The following is a 17,612-nucleotide window of genomic DNA, read 5'->3' on the forward strand; positions in this document are numbered from 1 at the left end:
TATTCGGGGTGTTGGGTGGCGGCGCGCCGGTGTGACGCGCTTTCTTCAAAACTCCTGCCGGAAGCTGGCCTGGAGATAGTCCACGCTACTCCCGCCGACTCCGGTCAGCGATGGTCCGGCCTGGTGGTGCGTGTAGCCGAGGAACATGGACGTGGCCGAGGTGATCTCCCAAGCCAGCGACGCATTGAAGGCGGTGCCGAGGTAGCGTTCACCATCGACCGCCGGGCCGCCAAGCCGTTGGAGCGGAGGTCCATAGATGGCATCGTCCGGACTGAAGCGCCACTGGAAGTTCACCCCGAAGGTCAGCTCCACATTCTCGCGCGGCTTCAGTGCGACGAGTGGGTTCAGGTTGTAGAGATTCGAGGGCGAGAGGAAGCCGCCCTCGTTGAAATAGTTGTTCGCCTGAAACAGCGGGTGAAACGTGTGCAGCGTGCCAGTGTCATCACCTCCGGAAATCGCATCGGCGCGGAGTTGCAAAGACGGACGCCACGGCGCGTCCATGAAGACGTAGCCGATTCCGAGGCTCGCGGCTCCCGCGATGATTTCGCGGCCGGCAGCCTCGCCGAACTGGAAGATTAGCTCGGTATTGAGGATCACCGGCTCGGTCTCCCGCCAGCAGCGGGCACCGAGCGTGTGCCGGGTTTCATGACCACCGTCCTCCGCGAAGATCGAATCCTCATCGCGCAGGCCGATGTAGTAGAGGTCCAGGAAGTTCCCGCGTGTCAGCGGCATCACCGAGTAGAGGCTCCAAAACCGGATGTCGCCGGCATGCGACACGTTGTCGAAAGCCCCGGGCTCCACCGCGACCGGTGAGGCGATGAACGCATCCACCCGGCTGTGCTCGTCGCACTGCCACGATAGCACAAGCGCATCATGGGCGAGCCTTTGATTGGCACCCTCACGTGCTGCCAACAAACGACCCGACCCGTAGTAGAGTGTCTGACGCCCCGCGCGTATTTCGAGAGTGTCGTTGCCGAAAGTAAGATCGCCCTGCGCGAAGAGCTGGAGGAAATCCACGTCATCCTCATCCGGCGGGGCGAGCGGCGATTCCTTTCCCCACATGCGGCCCCACGTCAGCTCGGCGGCCAAGCGCAACGACTGATCGTTCTCCCATGAGAACATCGCCTGCACGCGTTGGTGAATCCAATCATCGTCGTCCACCGGGCCCAGCCCGAGATCGAGTCCATGGTAGCTCTCGTACATTGTCCGCGCATGGCCATCGATGGACCATCGCGATTCGTCCGGCTCGGCGTGGCACAGCCCGGCGAGCACGGGAAGGAGCGCGAGGTTTCGCATCGCGATCATCTCCGGAGCAGGGTGGCACCGTGCCTCCCGCGGCGGGCCATGAATGCCGCGGGAGGCCCGAGCGGAGAAAAGATCAGTGGCCTGCTTTTTGCGGCACCACCTGCGGCTTGATCGCCGACTGAGGGGCCTTGTGGACCATGGTGTAGGCGTATTCCACGCCCACGCCGTAGGCGCCACCCTGTCCTTTGATCAGCCCCATCAGCTTGTCGTAGTGCTCGCGCTTTGCCCAGTCGCGCTGCCATTCGAGCAAGGCGGGGAGCGCGGTCACCCGCACCGCTCCGGCCTGGACCATGCGGGAAAGCGAAGCCTCGTGGGCGGCAGGCGAGGTCGCACCGCAGCAGTCTTCCACGACGTAGATGTTGTAGCCTTCGCCCAGCATCTCGATCGTCGGCCAGGTCACGCAGACTTCCGTCCACAGACCGGTCATGAGGATGTTCTTGCGGCCGGTGGCGCGGATCGCGGCGCGGAAGCCTTCGTCGTCCCAAGAATTCATCGAGGTCCGCTCGACAATCGGCTGGCCTGGAAAGACATCGAGCAACTGCGGCCAGATGTAGCCGCTGAAGGACTCGGTTTCCACCGCGGTGAGCACCGTGGGGACATTGAACTCCTTCGCGACCTTGGCGAGGAGCGTGACATTGTTGATGAGCGTGGCGCGGTCGATGTTCGCGACGCCGAAGGTCATCTGCGGCTGGTGGTCGATGAAAACGACGGCGCTGTCCTCGGCCGTGAAGAGCTTGTGATAGGAGTTCATGGTGGTTCTCGCATTTCATGGGAAAGCCATCACCACCGTGACGGAAAAAATCACTCGATGTCGCCGATCTCGCCGAGGCGCCCCCATGGCCCGGGCTTGGTCCGCATCATCAGCACGCTCGGCGTAGGTGTGCCCTTGTCCGGGATGAACACCGAGAGCCCGCCGCCCACAAGATCGATCTGCGTCCCGGAGATGCTGTTCACGCGCAAGCGGCGGGCTACCTTGAAACGTTTGACCTTTCCGGACGGCTGGGTCTCCGTCCAATGGTCGCCATCCCGTTTCCAGACTCGTTTGCCGGGATCGTCAAAGGAGTAATTGAAGGTGAAGCTGGCCGGGCTGTTGTCCACCGGCTCCGGGGCGGCCTCCTGGAGGGCGATGAAGCGCGGCTGATCGTGCAGGCCCTTATACACCGTGTCCCGGAGAAGCGAGCCGATGTCCGGATGGCCCGCCTCGATGGAGCGCTCCATCAAACCCAAAGTCTGCTGTTCTGAAGATTCCTGCTCCTTTCCTCCTCTCGCCATTTGTTCGCTTGCTTGCGCGCTGAATCCCGCGGCGCGGTCGAGGTCAGCCCACGCAGTGGGGAAGATCTCCGCGATCCGCGAGGCGGCTGCCAAGGCATCTGCCGGGTCTCGATTGTCGAGACATGCCTGGCAAAGCTTGTCCTGAGCCAGGGAGAGGGCCGACCGGTAGTCCATGCGGCCAGGCATCGCAAGGTAGGCGCGCTCGAGACAGGATACCGCCTGCCGATAGAAAGCCTGGGCCTCCCCGAGATCGTTCCGGGCGCGACGCCGGTCTCCCAGCAACTCAAGCGTGAGAGCTTCCAACTGATGATGGCCGGCATTCTCCGGGAATTCCTTGGCGAGCGCCTGACGCACTGCCAGCGACTCGTGGAAAGTCCGCTCCGCCTCCTCATCACGCCCCAGTTCCACGAGAACTTGACCGAGCGAATGCACCGCCGAGGCAAGCCAATGGCGGTAGTCGGCATTCGGCGTAACCTCGGTGGAAAGCTTGCGGTAGAGTTCGACCGCGCGGCGCGAGAACTCCAGCCCTTCCTCTTTCTTGCCAGCGTAGGTAAGGAACAATCCGATATGGTGACAACCGGCTGCGAGTTCGAGGCGGTATTCCGGCCGGGCATCGACCGCTCTCGCAAGCTCTTCCGAAATTGCCAGCGCAGCACGTAAATGCGATTCCGAGCGATCATAGATAGCCGCGTTTCCAAGTACCTTGCCGAGGCTCCTCCGGTCCCTGGCGAGGTCGGCACGGCTCTCCTCCGTTGGCGGGGTGAGCTTCATCTTCTCCTCCCGGGCAGCGATCGAGCGCAGCATCACCTCTTCCGCTTCGTCAATCCGGCCATCTTTCGCCAAGGCCCGGCCATAGCTGAACAGCGTGGAGATCACAGAGTCCCGGAAACCCTCGTTATCTGGAAAGTCTCTCACCAGCGCCTCGGCGATCTCCACCGACCGCTTTTGCATAGCCACCGCTTCGCTCGTGCGGCCCATCTCCCTCAGGATCACCGAAAGATTGTTGTATCGTACTCCAAGGATGTCGCGGTATCCGCCATTGTCCGGAAACTCGGCCACCAATTCCTCCGCAGTGCGGGCTGACTGGCTCATCGCCTCGAAGGATTTCTCTTGGTCCCCCATATCCCGGTAAAGGCTGCCGAGCCTCCCGAAGGCCCAGCTCCTGTCATTGCGCACCACAGGGTCGCGGTCGGTGGTTTTCAGCAGTTCCTCGTAGTACGGGAGCGCGGTATTTAATAGCTCCTTGCGGAGCTTCCGGAACTCCTCGCCCTGGAGCTGCGGCTCCGAGGTGACGCTATTCAGATAGCGCTCGACCGCATGGCGGGCGCGGCCGAAATTGGCTTCGGCATCGATGCGGCTGGCCTCAGCTTCCACTCGCGCTCTTTTCGCCTCTGCTGCCTGCGACAAGCTCACCACCGTCGCTCCCACCAAGGTTAGTATCACGATGCCCGCCGCCGCGAGAGCGGCGCGATTGCGACGGGCGAATTTCGAAAACTGATAGGTCCAAGTGGGTGCGACCGCTGTCACCGGCTGCTGGTCGAGGTAACGGCGAAGGTCGAGCGCGAGTGCGTTTGCCGTTTCGTAACGACGGCGGCGGTCCTTTTCCAAGGCCTTGAGCACGATCCAATCAAGATCGCCGCGAATCGCGCGCCGTACGCGAAGCAGATCGCCGCCACGGTGGGCCGCCACGGCCTCATCAAGCAAGCGGTGACTGGGCCGGATGACCTCGCTGGTGCGGATACGCCTTAGCACCTCATCGTAGGCTACGGTTTCATCGATGGCGTCCGGCGTTCGTCCGCACAGCAGTTCGTAAAGAATTGCTCCGAGCGAATAGATATCGCTGCGGGTATCCACGTCCGCCACGCTACCCGCTTGTTCCGGGCTCATGTACTGGAGGGTTCCCACCACCAACCCGGCCCGCGTCAGAAGCAGGGACTCTTGGAAGGCCGCCTCATTCGGGGTGCCGAGCGCCTTGGCGATGCCGAAGTCGATGACCTTCGGCACCGGCTTCCCGTCCACCTCCGCGACGAGGATATTGGAGGGCTTCAGGTCGCGGTGCAGGATCGCCTTCTGGTGAGCATGCTGGACCGCTTGGCAAACCGGGATGAACAGTTCCAGCCGCTCCTGCACCGACAAGCTCCGCAAATCGCAATAGGTCGTCAGCGGCGGTCCCTTCACCAGCTCCATCGCGAAATACGGCAGGCCGTCCGGGCACGTCGCGGCATCCAAGACGGCGGCAATATTCGGATGGTCCATCATCGCCAGCGCCTGGCTCTCGGCGGCGAATCGGGCGATGATCTCGCGGCTGTCCATGCCGCGCTTGATCAGCTTCAGTGCGAGCTCGCGGTGGATCGGCTCGGTTTGCTCTGCGCTCCACACCGCGCCGAATCCTCCCTCGCCGAGCAACGCGATCAACCGGTAGCGGCCCACCACGTCCCCCGGCTGCTCGTCCCGATCGCGGCGGTTTGCCTCCGTATGGAACCCGAGATCGAGCAACGCCTCCGCCGACTCGCTGGAAAGCGGCACCGGCGTTCGTGTCGTGGCAGACCCTTCAGGCATCGCTTTCCCTTGAAGCACATTTCCCGCCCACAAAGAAAGCGATTCGTTTCACCCCCGCAGCGCCGCCTTCAGCGCCATCAGTTCCTCATCCACCTGTTCCACGGTGGCTTCGTGAAGGGTCGCGGCGATCTGCCGGCGCAGGCAGTCGCGGAATTTCGCGCGCAGCCGGCTCACCAGCTTGCGGACCGCCTCGCCATTCATGCCGAGCATTGCCGCCGCCGCCTCGTAGTTGCCCTCGGCCACCGCCGCCGGGCTGAGGAAAGCTTCCACTGCCGCAAATTGTTCGCCGCGGCCGGACGCTCGCTCGTTTTCCCCTAGCTCGTGCAGCGCCGCGTGAAGCACCGACATCGCCCAGCTCCGGTCAAAGTGAGCCTCCGGCGTCGCCACATCCCGCGGCTCCGCTTCGTAGCGGATTTCGGCGTAGCCGATGTCGAGCGAGAGCAGTTCCCTGCCGCCTCCCCGTTTCTGGGCCAGCTCGCGGCCACGCACGTCGCCGATGTAGCGCTGGAAGATGGTCAGCAAAAAGGTCCGCAGCTTCCCAAGCTCCTGGCTGGCCGCGGAAAACAGGTCGCGCTCCAGCAGGTAGTGGAAAAATCCCTGGGTCAGATCCTCCGCGTCCGGCCGGGGGTGGCCCTGCCGCCGGGCGAATACGTAGAGCGGATACCAATAATCCGCGCACAGCCGCTCCAGCGCCACCTGCCGGTCCGCGGGGCTGCCGCCGCGGCACACGTCCACCACCGCCGTCCACTGGGTGACGGGAAAGGGCGAGGCCATGCCGGTGCTCATGGGAACGGTAGTGAAACGACTCCACTCCCCCGCTTCCTTCAAGCCCGATTTCCAGACTCGCCAAGTCCGCGCCCGCTCACGAAGTTCCGCTCATGCACGTCGCCCTGATCTCCGCCACCTGGCACGCCGGACTCCTCCGCGGTGCCAGTGCGGCCTGTCAGGAGGCCCTCGCCGGACACGCCACCACCGAGGAATTCACCGTGCCCGGCTGTCTGGAAATCCCGCTTTTCGCCAAGAAACTTGCGGCCACCGGGAAATACGACGCCATTGTAGCCTTCGGGCTGATCGTTGACGGCGGCATCTATCGTCACGAATTCGTCGCCGATGCCGTGCTGTCCGGCATGATGCGCGTACAGTTGGATATCGGCGTACCCATACTTTCGTGCGTGCTGACCCCTCATCATTTCGACGAAAGTCCGGAGCGTATCGCTTTCTTCCGCGAACACCTCATCGTGAAGGGCGGGGAGGTCGGCAAGGCCGCCCTGGCGATCGTCCGACTCGGGGCCGCCGCCAACTGTTAGAAACAAACCACCGGTGAACGACTGCACACCACTCCAGGAACGCCTGCTCTTCCTCCAGAAATTCCTCTCCGCCCCGCTGAGCACCGGTAGCATCGTGCCGAGCTCCCGCCACCTGACGCGGGAAATGTTGAAGCCGATCAACTGGGAGAATTCACGCCACATCGCCGAGCTGGGGGCTGGTACCGGCGTCTTCACCCGGGAAATCCGCCGCCGCCGCGACCCGCGCTGCAGCGTTTACATCTTCGAGCGCGACGAAGCGCTTCGCCGCCGCTTGCAGGTGGAGATTCCGGATTTCTCGTTTCACCCGGACGCGTGCGACATCCACCTGCTGCCGCGGGAGGCTTCGGATCCTTTGTTAGACGGGATCATTTCCGGCCTGCCGTTCGCGAATTTCTCCCCGAGCCTGCGTGACCGGATCCTCGACAACGTGCGCTCCGCCCTGAAGCCGGACGGCAAGTTCGTCGCCTTCCAGTATTCGCTGCGGCTGAAGTCACGGCTGGAGCAGCGCTTCGAGCGGGTGACCACCAAGCTGGTCACGCTCAATGTCCCCCCTGCCTTCGTCCATGTGTGCGAAGGCCCACGGGATAACTGAGCCGGGTTAGTTTTCCGTCCGCTTCGCCATGGCCTTGCGCCATTTCTTCTGGGCATTGGTTGCGACGCTGCCGGGGCGGCTCGAGAGGTAGTCGTAGCCGAGGCTGTTGTGCGCGGCCATGTCGTTGAAGGACGTGTAGAGGACGCCATCGCGACCGGGGAAAATCGGCTGGTTGTCGGTGAGGCGGTAGAAGCGAGCCCAGAAGACCTCGGTGGACGCGGCGTCGGCGACGAAAGCGGTCTTTCCTTCGAGCTTGGCGCGCTTCAGGCCGGTGACCTTTACCGCATCGAGCCACGTCAGGCCGCTGTCGATGCTCGCCACCAGTTCCGGGTTCGGGTTTGGCAGACTCATCAGGAACTTCAGCAGGGTTGCACTCTCCATGCCGCTCAAGGCCGCCGGCTCCATCGCCCGGGCTTCCGCCGGTGCCAGGGTGAGCGGATCATGCTGGGCGCACCATGCGGTCTTCTTGCCACTCTGGACGATCTGCATCTTGAGGACGCAGGCGATTCCCTTGTCGAAAGCTGCTGTCGCTTTCGACCGCATGGCGTCGTCGAGGAAAGCACAGGCAGGATCGTTGTTCGATACCATCTGCAGCACTTCCAACACGTGGGTCATCGCGTCGTCGTTGAAGGTGATGTTGTCGTGATACCCGCCCTCAAGGGGATAGACCTGCGGCCAGCCACCGTTTGGATACTGGGCCGCGAGCAGGTAGTTCAGCCCTCTAACAAAGCCCGCCTTGCAATCCTCCCGCTGGGTGGCCTGCCAGGTGTGGGCCAGAAACTTCATCTGCTCGGTGGTCGAGCGATTGTCGAAGGTGCCGAGGTAGTGGGGACTTTTGCCCGGCTCGTATTGGGAGCTCCACAGCATGCCCGGCTGGCGTTTCCCGCGGGCGTAGCCGGTGTGCTTCGACCATCCGCCGGCGGGCGTCTGATAGGAAAGGATCACATCGGCGAGTGCCTTGGCTTCATCCGAGGAAAACCACGCGTCGCCGGGATCCGCCGAGAGCTTGAAGTCGCCACCTGAGGGAGCCTTCAGGGCTTGGCCAATGGCGCTCTTTTCCAGTTCGGCTTGAAGCGCTGCTTGATCGGTCGCGGCGAGCGACTTCGAGCGATCGAGGTAGGCCGTCCATGCCGCTTTCTCCGCCGCGGGAAGCCGCCCCACCGCTTCGGCGGTGACCGGCGCGGCATGGATGACCGCAGGGAAGAAAACAAGGGCAAGGGGAATGAGGTAGCGTTTCATGGCGACGAGGGTTTGTGACTCTACCGGGTTCCAACGGACGGACATTCAGGTCGCGCCTCAAGCATTGTGCAGAATCAGTTGAGTATTGTGCAGGGTGGCGCGCCGTCAGGTTGACGCTTGGACGCGGAGGGAGTCGGATGCCGTGTCATGAAGGGAGCCATCATTGCCGCGACCTGCCTCGTCGCTCCACTAGCCGCGGAGGAAAAGCTCGACCGCGAGGCGATCGTGCGACGGAACCATCCGGTGATCGAGAAGGCGGACAAGCTCACGCCCTTCGGCCTCGGGCTTCCGGGCGCGGACTTTGTCTTCACCGCGGATGTCACGGGCTTGCAAACGCTCGCCGACTTCCACCGCGACGGGCAGGACCTCAACACCATGGCCGGCTGGGCGTGGCATGAGTTTCCGAATCCGGAAAAGTTCACTCTCGCCGATTGCACCGCACCGCATCCTCACGACGGGGAAACACGGCCCTACATGCCGATGAATCCGCCCGAAGGCCTGCCCGCGGAAAAGAAGGAGCGCTGGCTGAAGGCATCCGCGTGGTTGCGCTCGAATCCCCACCGGATCGGCCTCGGGCGGCTCGGCTTCGTGAAGGCCGATGGCACGGCGATCAAGCCCCCGGATCTCACGGGCATCCGCCAGGAGATGGACCTGTGGTCCGGCATGCTGCACTCGCGCTTCATGCTCGAAGGCTCGGAAGTGAAGGTGACCACTCTGCCAGTCGCCGGACCTGACGGTGTGGCCGCGAAGATCGAGGCCGATTTGTTAGAAGACGGACGGCTCGCCTTGGAGCTGGGTTTCCCCGGCCCGTCCGGCGAATGGGGCGGAACGGGGAACGACGCGAATCCCGCCGCCCACCAGACCGGCTTGGCCCAAGCAAAACAGGGCGCGACTTTCGTCCGGACCATGGACCAGACACACTACAGCGCCGCGCTGGGCTGGAGCGGCGAGGCAGCGCTTGAGAAGAGCGGGGCGCATCGATTTTTGCTGAAACCGAAAGGTGCACGAACTCTCGATGTCCGCCTTGTATTCTCGCAGGACAAAGCGCCTTACACCCAGCCCTCCTTCGAGGCCGACGCGACGGCCTGCGCGAGGCAGTGGAACGGCTACTGGAACCGCGGCGGCGCGATCGACTTCGCTGGCTCCACCGACCCACGGGCCAAGGAACTCGAGCGCCGCATCGTGCTCTCGCGCTACCTGATGGCCATCCACAGCGCGGGGCCGAACCCGCCGCAGGAAACCGGCAACGCGCGCAATTCGTGGTTCGGCAAGTTTCACCTCGAGATGGTGCCATGGCACAGCGCCCACTTCTCACTGTGGGGCATGCCGGAGACCACCGACCGGCAGCTTGAGTTCTACCGCCGCATCCTTCCAAAGGCTCGCGCGACCGCCTCGGCGCAGGGTTGCAAAGGTGCCCGCTGGCCGAAGATGACCGACCCCTCCGGCCGTGAGAGTCCCAGCGACATCGGGGTCTATCTCGCTTGGCAGCAGCCGCATCCGATCTATCTGTTAGACCTCGTGCGCCGCGCCAAGCCCGGCAAGGAGACCTTGGAAAAACACCGCGAGGTCATCTTCGCCACCGCCGACTTCATGGCGTCATTTCCCCGCCGTGGTGACGATGGCAAGCTCCACCTGCTGCCGCCGCTGATCCCAGCCCAAGAGTGCTACAAGCAGGCCGAAACGAAGGATCCCGCCTACGAGCTCGCCTACTTTCGCTGGGCGCTCGGCAAGGCACGGGAATGGCGCTCCGAACTCGGCGAGGCTCCCGATCCGGCATGGGACAGCGCGTGGAAAGACCTCGCTCCTCTGCCCTTCACCGAAGACCGCTACGCCACCGTCAGTGGGCCGCCCTTCACGCTCTATCACGATCACCCGTGCGTGCTGATGATCTGCGGCTGGCTGCCGCCGGAGAAGGGCTTCGACATGGCGCGCTTCGGTCGCACCTATGACGACATCGCGAAGAAGTGGGACTACCCAACCACCTGGGGCTGGGATCCGCCGGTGATGGCAATGGCCGCCGCACGCCTCGACCGTCCGTCGGCCGCGATCGATGAACTGCTGCGCGACACGCCGCGCAATGGCTACCTCGCCAACGGCCACAACTACCTCGACCAGCGCCTGCCGCTCTATCTCCCTGGCAACGGCGGCCTGCTCCACGCCGTCGCAATGATGGCCGCCGGCTGGGATGGAGCCCCGGACCGGCCCTGTCCCGGTTTTCCCGCGGACGGCACGTGGAAGGTGCGGGTGGAAGGGCTTATCAAGGCACCGTGATTGGGATGAGCCCCTTGACAACCGATCCCATGTAAAACATTGTAATACCATGATCAAGACGATCACCAAGATCGGCAACTCGCACGGCATCATCTTCGACTCGACCTTGCTGCAGCTTTCCCATCTCAAGGCAGGCGACGAGGTGAATGTGGAAGTGCATCCGGGAGGGACGATCACGATCACGCCGATGAAACCGGTACCCACCCCGGCTGAATTCAGTGCCAAGGTCGAGGACGTCATGCAGCGCTATGCCCGGACCATGAAGCGCCTGGCATGAATCCGGATCCGAACACCTGCATCCACCTCACGCCCGAGCAGATTCTCGAGATCCACTCGGCGGCAATCCGTCTCTTCGGAGGATCGCCAGGGCTTCGGGATTCGGCCTTGCTTCAATCTGCCGCCGCTGCACCTCAGGCGACATTCGGCGGGAACTCAACCTTCGCCGACACGGTGGAAGTGGCTGCCGCCTATCTCTACTACCTCTGCAGCAACCACCCCTTCGTCGATGGGAACAAGCGCGTGGCTCTCGGTTCCTGCCTAGTTTTCCTAGAACTCAACGGATACCAACCTGCCCCTGATAGCGAGGACTGGGAAAATCTCACCCTCGCCGTCGCCGCCGGCCTGCTGAGCCGGGAAGACGTCACCGCCACGCTGCGGAAATTACTCAGCTAAGCGGAAAGCGCATCTCCCGCGACATCACGGCAAGGGAACCCGCAGGCGGCCGAAGACCTTTGGTTCAGTCCAACTACGATTAACGTCGTAGATCCCGAGGTGACCTTCGGATGTTTGCCCGCGCCGCCCGCTTTTCATCCGCTGACCTGCATTCAAGCCACTACAACGTCGCCATCCGGCTTCGGAGAGCGGCCGAGCGAGACCTGCTTGCGGAACTCTCCCGGTGGTACGCCGCAGGCCTGCTTGAAGGCGATGAAGAAGCTATTCACGCTCTGGTAGCCGCAGAGGAACGCCACCGATTCCACCTTGTTGTTAGATTCGCCCAGCAGGCGCTTGGCGTGCTCGATGCGGGTCGAGCGGATGTGCTCGCCGGGCGTTAGCCCAAGGTGCTCGATGAAGGCCTGGTGTAATCCCCGTCGCGAGATCCCGGCGGTGCGCGCCACGGTGTCGATGTCGATATTCTCGCTGAAGCGCTCGGCGATGAAGCGCAACGCCTTCGCCACTCCGGGGTGATTCACCGCGGTGATGTCGGTGCTGCGGCGCGCGATGATCCGGGTCGGCGGGATGCGGATCGGCGTCGGTTCCACCTTGATACCATTCATCATGCGGTCCAGCCATGCCGCGCCTTGGTAGCCCAGGTTTTCAAAGTCCGGATCCACCGCGGTAATCGGGCGCTGGCTCGACTGTGGCAGCAACAGGTCGTCCTCGATGCCGATGATGGACACTTCCTGGGGCACGGCGATGTCGGCGAGATCGCAGACCTCCTGCACTTCCACCGCGAGCGTCCCGTTCGCAGCAAAGACCGCCAGCGGCTTCTTCGCCTGGCCGATCTTCGCGGCAAGCCACGCACGACGCTCGGTCCATTCCCCACGGCCCTTGCGATACGACTTGTGGGAATGCCAGCGGACCCACGTGCAGTCATGACCGTGCTTGGCGACCGCACGCACAAAACCATCGCCGCGTTCCTCGAAGGTCCAGTTGCCGGAATCGCTGTAGAAGAGGTAATTCTTGAAGCCGCGCCGGATGAAATGATCGGCGGCAAGCCGGGCACACTCCGCGTGATCCTGCACGACATGTGTGAAGGGCAGGTTCGCCCTCCGGAGGCTGAAATCGACCGTTGGCTTATGGAGCGACTGCACGAATTCACACAGCTCATCGCTACCGGCGAGCCATGCGAGCACACCGTCCCCGCTCCATCCCCACGGGATAGCGAGTTCCTTCGTAATGCTTGCCGCGGAGATGTGCCAATGGTGCTCGGCGGCATAGGCCGCGATGCCGGCTAGGAGCCGGTGATCATGCCAGCCTAGGGCGAGCAAAACGCTCTTTTGCCTCTTCATGGGTTTACTTGGGTCTACTAGGCTCTCCCAACATGAGCGGGGAAGTAAATGCGGAATTTTGAAGGAGTAGTCCAAAATCCTGCAAATCTCACGGGCAATGCCCCCCAAGTTGCGGTCGCAGGCAGGGTCGGGTCCGGCTGGCCAGTGCCTTTTTTTCAACCCCTTTTGCAGAACGGGTCCGTTTACGACCCACCGCCCGCTTAGTATTTCTTTCGCTGCCCGCTGGCGACCGGCGGAAACCAACTGCGAGCCGGGGAGCCCATCCCGGTCCGGCACGAAAAACCCAAAGCCCTTGTTCACGAAGTTTTCCATCGGATGGTTTGGAGTTCGATCGTCGCGCCGCGGCGAGGGGCTCCTTGCTGCTGTCGTCGGCCCCCATTGGGTGGTTTCCGGCGAAGGGAAGAAGCCGGAGGCGGCAAGAGTTTCCCTCGTTGACGAGTTAGCCGCCTCCGGCCACTCCCCCACGGCGAAATTTGCCTTCGTCTTCCACGGCAGGGACATCGGCTTCGCCGACACTTTGATCCAGCCGGCCGCCGGTCCGGCGCTCCGTCACTTCGATGCTGAAATCGACGGTCTCAAGAGCGAGAACCGCGACGACAAGCCCGTGAAATTCAAATGAACGATCAAGCTCCAATCACCGGAGGCAATCCTGGCAAATTCCGTTGGGTCATCTGTGGCCTGCTGTTCTTCTCTGTCGCCGTCAACTACCTCGACCGCCTCGTTCTGGCGATCCTCAAGAAGGATCTCTGCCGCGATCTCGGCTGGTCGGACTCCGACTACGGTTGGATCACCGCGGCGTTTTCGTTCGCTTACGCCTTTGGATATCTTCTGGGCGGCGGGATGATGGATCGCTGGGGAGTGAAGAAGGGCCTGCCGATCTTCGTGATCCTCTGGAGTTGTTCCGCCACGGCTCACGGGCTTTGCGGACTCATCGACGTGTCGGCCCGCTTTCAGATGGATTACCCGTGGTTCTCTTGGGCGGAGAAGAGTCTTGTCTGGATGACGCTTTCCATGCCCATGACCGCAGCGGGCTTCATGCTCGCGCGCATCGCGCTGGGACTCACGGAAGGAGGCAACTTCCCGGGTGCCATCAAGGCAGTTGCCGAATGGTATCCCGTCAAGGAGCGCGCCTTGGCCACCGGTCTTTTCAATTCCGGCACAAACGTCGGGGCGATCCTCTGCCCGATCGCAGTGCCGTGGCTCTACCTGCACCTCGGGTGGGAATCGACTTTCTACATCACCGGTGCGACCGGCTTCATTTGGGTCGTCATCTGGTGGAGGACCTACGACTCACCGGAGGACCACAAGCGACTCTCTTCCTCGGAACTCGCCTACATCCAGAGCGACAAGCCGGTCGCAGAGGAGAAGAAAGTGAAAGTGCCTTGGCTCACACTCTTCCGCCATCGGCCGGTCTGGGCCTATGTCTTCGCCAGCATTCTTGCCGGGCCCGCGTGGGGATTCTACCAGTTCTTTGTTCCGGACTTCCTCGACAAACGTTTCGGCATCGAAACCCAGGAACTCGGCTGGTGGACGGGGGCGTTCTTCGCGATTGCTGCAGTGGGCGGCGTCGTCGGTGGCTGGCTTGCCGGCCGGCTGCTTGACAAAGGTTGGTCGGTCAATGCAGCGCGAAAGGTCTCCTTGCTCATTTGTGCCTTGGCCGTAGTGCCGGTATTCCTGGCACCATTCGCTGGAGCGGTGTGGCTCGCTGTGCTGATCGTCGGCATCGCGGGCTCCGCCCATCAGGGCTGGACCGCAAATCTCTTCTGCGTCGTGTCCGACACCATGCCGAAGCAAGCCATCAGCTCGGTGGTCGGCCTGGGTGGATTCGTCTCCTACTTCACCGGGGGCTTCGTCAATGGCTTCACCGGCGAGATCCTCAAGTGGACGCAAGAGAAGAACATCAATCTCTTCGGCCTCGGGGAAACCAGCGGCTACCTCATCGTCTTCGCCTACTTCTCGCTGATGTATCTCCTTTCGCTCGGGCTGCTGCACCTGCTGGTGCCCCGCATCGAAAGGGAAACACGCGCGCTGCCCATGCCAGAACCCCTTACCGAATCATGAATCCCGCCGCCCACTCCTACCCGTGGGTGCCCGACCAGGGCGACGGAACCTACCGCAACCCGGTCTTGCACGCCGATTACTCGGACCCCGACGTGGTCCGCGTGGGTTCCGACTATTTCCTCACGTCTTCCAGTTTCAACTGCACTCCCGGGCTACCGATCCTGCATTCACGCGATCTGGTGAACTGGCGCATCGTCAACCATGCGCTGAAGAACCTGTCGCATCCGCGCTACAGCGAGGTCCAGCCGGGTCACGGCGTATGGGCGCCCTCGATCCGCCACCACGACGGCAAGTTCTGGATCTTCTTCCCCACGCCAGACGAAGGCCTTTATCTAACAACCGCTACCGATCCCGCAGGGGATTGGTCAGCGCCTCATCTCGTGCTGGCTGGCAAGGGGCTCATCGATCCATGCCCTTTCTGGGACGACGATGGGAAAGCCTACCTCATCCACGCCTATGCCGGATCGCGCGCCGGCATCCGCAACAAGCTCCACCTCCGCCCGATGGCACCCGATGGCAGCCGCACGCTGGGGAAAGGAAAGGTCGTCATCGAGATCGATCCATCCCTGCCCGCCTTGGAGGGGCCCAAGCTCCACAAGCGCAGCGGCTGGTATTACATCTCCGCTCCGGCCGGCGGCGTGGCCACCGGGTGGCAGTGCATCTTCCGCTCGCGGAGCATCCAGGGACCCTACGAGGAGAAGACCGTGCTCGCCCAACGGGGCTCCGCGATCAATGGCCCGCATCAGGGCGCACTGGTGGACACTCCGGATGGCGACTGGTGGTTCATCCATTTCCAGGACAAGGATCTCTACGGTCGCATCGTCCACTTGCAGCCGGTGCGTTGGGAAGACGATTGGCCGCTCATCGGCGAGGCGCAGGATGAAGCGGGCGTGGGTCGGCCGGTTCTTCACCATCGCAAGCTCTTGCCCGGCGGCGATTTCCCCGCCGTGCCGCAGGATAGCGACGAATTTGAAAGCGAAACGCTCGGCTTCCAGTGGCAGTGGCATGGGAACCACGAGGCGGATTGGCACTCGTTCTCCGAACGTGGCGGACACCTCCGCCTGCGGCCGCACTTTGCCCTCAATGGGAACATCGCCAAGGCGCCGAATCTTCTTCTGCAAAAGTTTCCAGCCAGCGAGTTCGAGGTCGAAACGCGGATCGAGATTCCGCACGATCATGCATCCCTTCACTCCGGACTCGTCGTGGCGGGAGAGAATATGGCGGCACTCGATGCCCAGCACATCGACGGCAAGTATCGACTGTCCCTGATGATTTCAGGCGAATCACTGGGAGCACTGGAACTCGCGGCACCCTCGCTGATCCTCAAGCTCAAGGTCGGCGGAGGCGGCGTCTGCCGGCTCGGGCTCGCGATGTCGGAAACTCCTTTCTATCAGATCGGCCCCTCCTTCCCAGCGACGCCCGGCCGATGGATCGGTGCCAAGGTCGGAATCTACTGTGTCACCACCGACGTGCTCGATCCCTCGGGCTATGCCGACTTCGCATGACCACCTCCAGGTGAGGGATTCTCTTCTTGAGATCACGGATGCAGTCGATGCCGGAGATCCCCGGCAAGTTGATGTCCATCAGGACGACATCCGGCCGGTAGGCGGGAACTTCCTCCAAGGCCTCCTCGGCAGAGGATACCGCGCACAGGCACGTGATGTCCTCGGGCTTGTCGAGGATCTTGATCAGGTGCTCTTGCAGGCGGAGATCATCCTCCACCACGACCACGGTCTTTTTGCTGGGAATCATTGTTGGCGTTAAATTGGAGGTGGGTCAGGAGATCGGCGCTTCCAAGGTGACTTTCAGGCCTTCCTTCTCGTGTTGGTCGATCATACATTTTCCCCAGATCGAAGACATCCTTTCGGTAATGTTTACCAACCCCAGGCTGGTCTTGTTCGGTTTCCGGGCGATTCCAACGCCGTTGTCGGTGATGGCGATCTTCAGCTGGGTGTTCTCAAGCTGTATCGACATTTTGATCTCGGTGGCGAAGGAGTGCTTCAACGCGTTGTTGACGATCTCCTTCACCGCCAAGCTCACGTTGTGGCGGAATTCATGGCTGATGGCCACGTTGGGAGTTGCCGACATCGCGTCGATCCGGCAGCGGATTTCGGAAAGCCGGCAAGGCTCGCTGACCAGCCGGCAGAGGAAATCCACAAGTGCTTCGAGCTGGTTGTTTTTCGGATTGAGCATCCAGACCGTCTCGGAGAGCGCCGTGATGAGTTCGCGGGACATGGTCGTGATCTGGCCGAAGGTAGCCCTCGCGTCCGCATCCGCAACGTTGCCTTCGGCGTAGGCACCGAGGAGAGAAATGTGGGAGAGACGTGTCCCAAGGTCGTCATGAAGGTCCCGGGCAATCCGGAGCCGCTCATCGGCGATCAGTTGGGCGTGCCGCAGGTGGCGGTTGATCCGCTTCCGGATCAGATGCCGGCCGTAGATCGTAGAGAGCACCGCAAGAACCGCCGCGAAGGCCGCCCAGAACCAGAAGTTCTTCCAGAAAGGGAGCGGCACCTTCACTGCCATGAACGATGAAAAACATCTCGTCGGCCCGTGGCCGCCAGTCCGAATCCAACCCCTCCAACTTGTATCGAACGCAAAGGAACTGCGGATTTACGAAAAACCGCAAGGCCGAGGTGTCATGGGGCACGATGACGTTCGGTGGGGGATGCTCGATGGGACTGGAACTCGGGTCGGATGGGATCGAGTGCGGCCCGCGTTCCTCGATCTGTCCTCAACCTCGTTTCACGGATGATTTCACTCGCTGGCGATTCCTGTTCGGTCCACTGCCGCCGGAGGTTGGGGGCCGCCGGTTCTTCAACCGACGGCCCATGAGTCCGGAAACAAACCCATTAATCTCCGGAAATTCTCCAGCCCGATGTGGCTAAGGACAGGTTCGGAAAAATCCCGGAAAGTGCATAGTCCCGAATGGCGCTAACTTAAGGCGGATTTGGGCTGTTTCACATACCTCGTCCGATGATGGATTTCGACCATTTCTGC

At 62.4% G+C, this 17,612-nt stretch carries 16 protein-coding genes; 8 read left to right on the plus strand and 8 right to left on the minus strand.

Going from position 1 to position 17,612, the window contains the following annotated elements:
* Positions 1–45: 45 nt before the first annotated feature.
* The 4 genes from OKA05_RS20515 to OKA05_RS20530 all read right to left on the minus strand — a co-directional run bounded on the left by OKA05_RS20515 (position 46) and on the right by OKA05_RS20530 (position 5,922).
* Positions 46–1,305, minus strand: coding sequence for an alginate export family protein (locus OKA05_RS20515; protein WP_264489062.1), 1,260 nt, complete (start codon positions 1,303–1,305; stop codon positions 46–48).
* A gap of 73 nt (positions 1,306–1,378) precedes the next feature.
* Entirely contained in the window at positions 1,379–2,056 is a 678-nt protein-coding gene (locus OKA05_RS20520) for a hydrolase (RefSeq protein WP_264489063.1), read from the minus strand.
* A 50-nt stretch (positions 2,057–2,106) separates the two neighbouring features.
* Positions 2,107–5,136, minus strand: a complete 3,030-nt coding sequence (locus tag OKA05_RS20525; RefSeq protein WP_264489064.1) for a serine/threonine-protein kinase — start codon at positions 5,134–5,136, stop codon at positions 2,107–2,109.
* Positions 5,137–5,184: 48 nt separating this feature from the next.
* Entirely contained in the window at positions 5,185–5,922 is a 738-nt protein-coding gene (locus OKA05_RS20530; RefSeq protein ID WP_264489065.1) for an RNA polymerase sigma factor, read from the minus strand.
* Positions 5,923–6,014: 92 nt separating this feature from the next.
* On the opposite strand from OKA05_RS20530, the gene OKA05_RS20535 reads away from it, so the two are divergent.
* Entirely contained in the window at positions 6,015–6,443 is a 429-nt protein-coding gene (locus OKA05_RS20535) for a 6,7-dimethyl-8-ribityllumazine synthase (RefSeq protein ID WP_264489066.1), read from the plus strand.
* A gap of 13 nt (positions 6,444–6,456) precedes the next feature.
* Positions 6,457–7,035 carry a class I SAM-dependent methyltransferase gene (locus OKA05_RS20540; RefSeq protein WP_264489067.1) on the plus strand — a complete coding sequence of 193 codons (579 nt, stop codon included), beginning with the start codon at positions 6,457–6,459 and terminating at the stop codon, positions 7,033–7,035.
* A gap of 6 nt (positions 7,036–7,041) precedes the next feature.
* On the opposite strand, the gene pelA is transcribed toward OKA05_RS20540, so the two are convergent.
* Positions 7,042–8,274, minus strand: coding sequence for a pectate lyase (pelA, locus tag OKA05_RS20545; protein ID WP_264489068.1), 1,233 nt, complete (start codon positions 8,272–8,274; stop codon positions 7,042–7,044).
* A 147-nt stretch (positions 8,275–8,421) separates the two neighbouring features.
* Here pelA and OKA05_RS20550 point away from each other — a divergent pair, with 147 nt between their 5' ends.
* Genes OKA05_RS20550 through OKA05_RS20560 form a run of 3 tightly spaced genes read left to right on the plus strand, consistent with a single transcriptional unit; the run spans position 8,422 to position 11,217 of the window.
* Positions 8,422–10,545, plus strand: coding sequence for a hypothetical protein (locus OKA05_RS20550; protein WP_264489069.1), 2,124 nt, complete (start codon positions 8,422–8,424; stop codon positions 10,543–10,545).
* A 49-nt stretch (positions 10,546–10,594) separates the two neighbouring features.
* On the plus strand, positions 10,595–10,822 hold the full coding sequence (locus tag OKA05_RS20555; RefSeq protein ID WP_264489070.1) for an AbrB/MazE/SpoVT family DNA-binding domain-containing protein: 228 nt from the start codon (positions 10,595–10,597) through the stop codon (positions 10,820–10,822).
* The gene (locus OKA05_RS20560; RefSeq protein ID WP_264489071.1) at positions 10,819–11,217 is read left to right on the plus strand and encodes a type II toxin-antitoxin system death-on-curing family toxin; all 399 of its coding nucleotides are present in this window, start codon (positions 10,819–10,821) and stop codon (positions 11,215–11,217) included. Before OKA05_RS20555 ends, OKA05_RS20560 begins: the two co-directional genes overlap by 4 nt.
* Before the next feature lie 152 nt (positions 11,218–11,369).
* On the opposite strand, the gene OKA05_RS20565 is transcribed toward OKA05_RS20560, so the two are convergent.
* The gene (locus OKA05_RS20565) at positions 11,370–12,554 is read right to left on the minus strand and encodes a substrate-binding domain-containing protein (protein ID WP_264489072.1); all 1,185 of its coding nucleotides are present in this window, start codon (positions 12,552–12,554) and stop codon (positions 11,370–11,372) included.
* Positions 12,555–12,846: 292 nt separating this feature from the next.
* On the opposite strand from OKA05_RS20565, the gene OKA05_RS20570 reads away from it, so the two are divergent.
* Genes OKA05_RS20570 through OKA05_RS20580 form a run of 3 tightly spaced genes read left to right on the plus strand, consistent with a single transcriptional unit; the run spans position 12,847 to position 16,120 of the window.
* Positions 12,847–13,173 (plus strand): hypothetical protein, encoded by a 327-nt coding sequence (locus OKA05_RS20570; protein WP_264489073.1) that lies wholly within the window; start codon positions 12,847–12,849, stop codon positions 13,171–13,173.
* Complete coding sequence (locus OKA05_RS20575) at positions 13,170–14,615, plus strand: MFS transporter (protein WP_264489074.1); 1,446 nt, start codon at positions 13,170–13,172, stop codon at positions 14,613–14,615. Before OKA05_RS20570 ends, OKA05_RS20575 begins: the two co-directional genes overlap by 4 nt.
* A complete protein-coding gene (locus OKA05_RS20580; RefSeq protein WP_264489075.1) occupies positions 14,612–16,120 on the plus strand; it encodes a glycoside hydrolase family 43 protein in 1,509 nt (502 codons plus the stop codon). The genes OKA05_RS20575 and OKA05_RS20580 overlap by 4 nt, the downstream gene beginning before the upstream one ends.
* Here OKA05_RS20580 and OKA05_RS20585 read toward each other — a convergent pair.
* The gene (locus OKA05_RS20585; protein ID WP_264489076.1) at positions 16,074–16,367 is read right to left on the minus strand and encodes a response regulator; all 294 of its coding nucleotides are present in this window, start codon (positions 16,365–16,367) and stop codon (positions 16,074–16,076) included. The genes OKA05_RS20580 and OKA05_RS20585 overlap by 47 nt on opposite strands.
* Before the next feature lie 24 nt (positions 16,368–16,391).
* Positions 16,392–17,138: a sensor histidine kinase gene (locus tag OKA05_RS20590; RefSeq protein WP_264489077.1), complete on the minus strand. Its 747-nt coding sequence runs from the start codon at positions 17,136–17,138 to the stop codon at positions 16,392–16,394.
* Positions 17,139–17,612 lie beyond the last annotated feature (474 nt).

Source organism: Luteolibacter arcticus (assembly GCF_025950235.1).
Lineage (GTDB): Bacteria > Verrucomicrobiota > Verrucomicrobiia > Verrucomicrobiales > Akkermansiaceae > Haloferula > Haloferula arctica.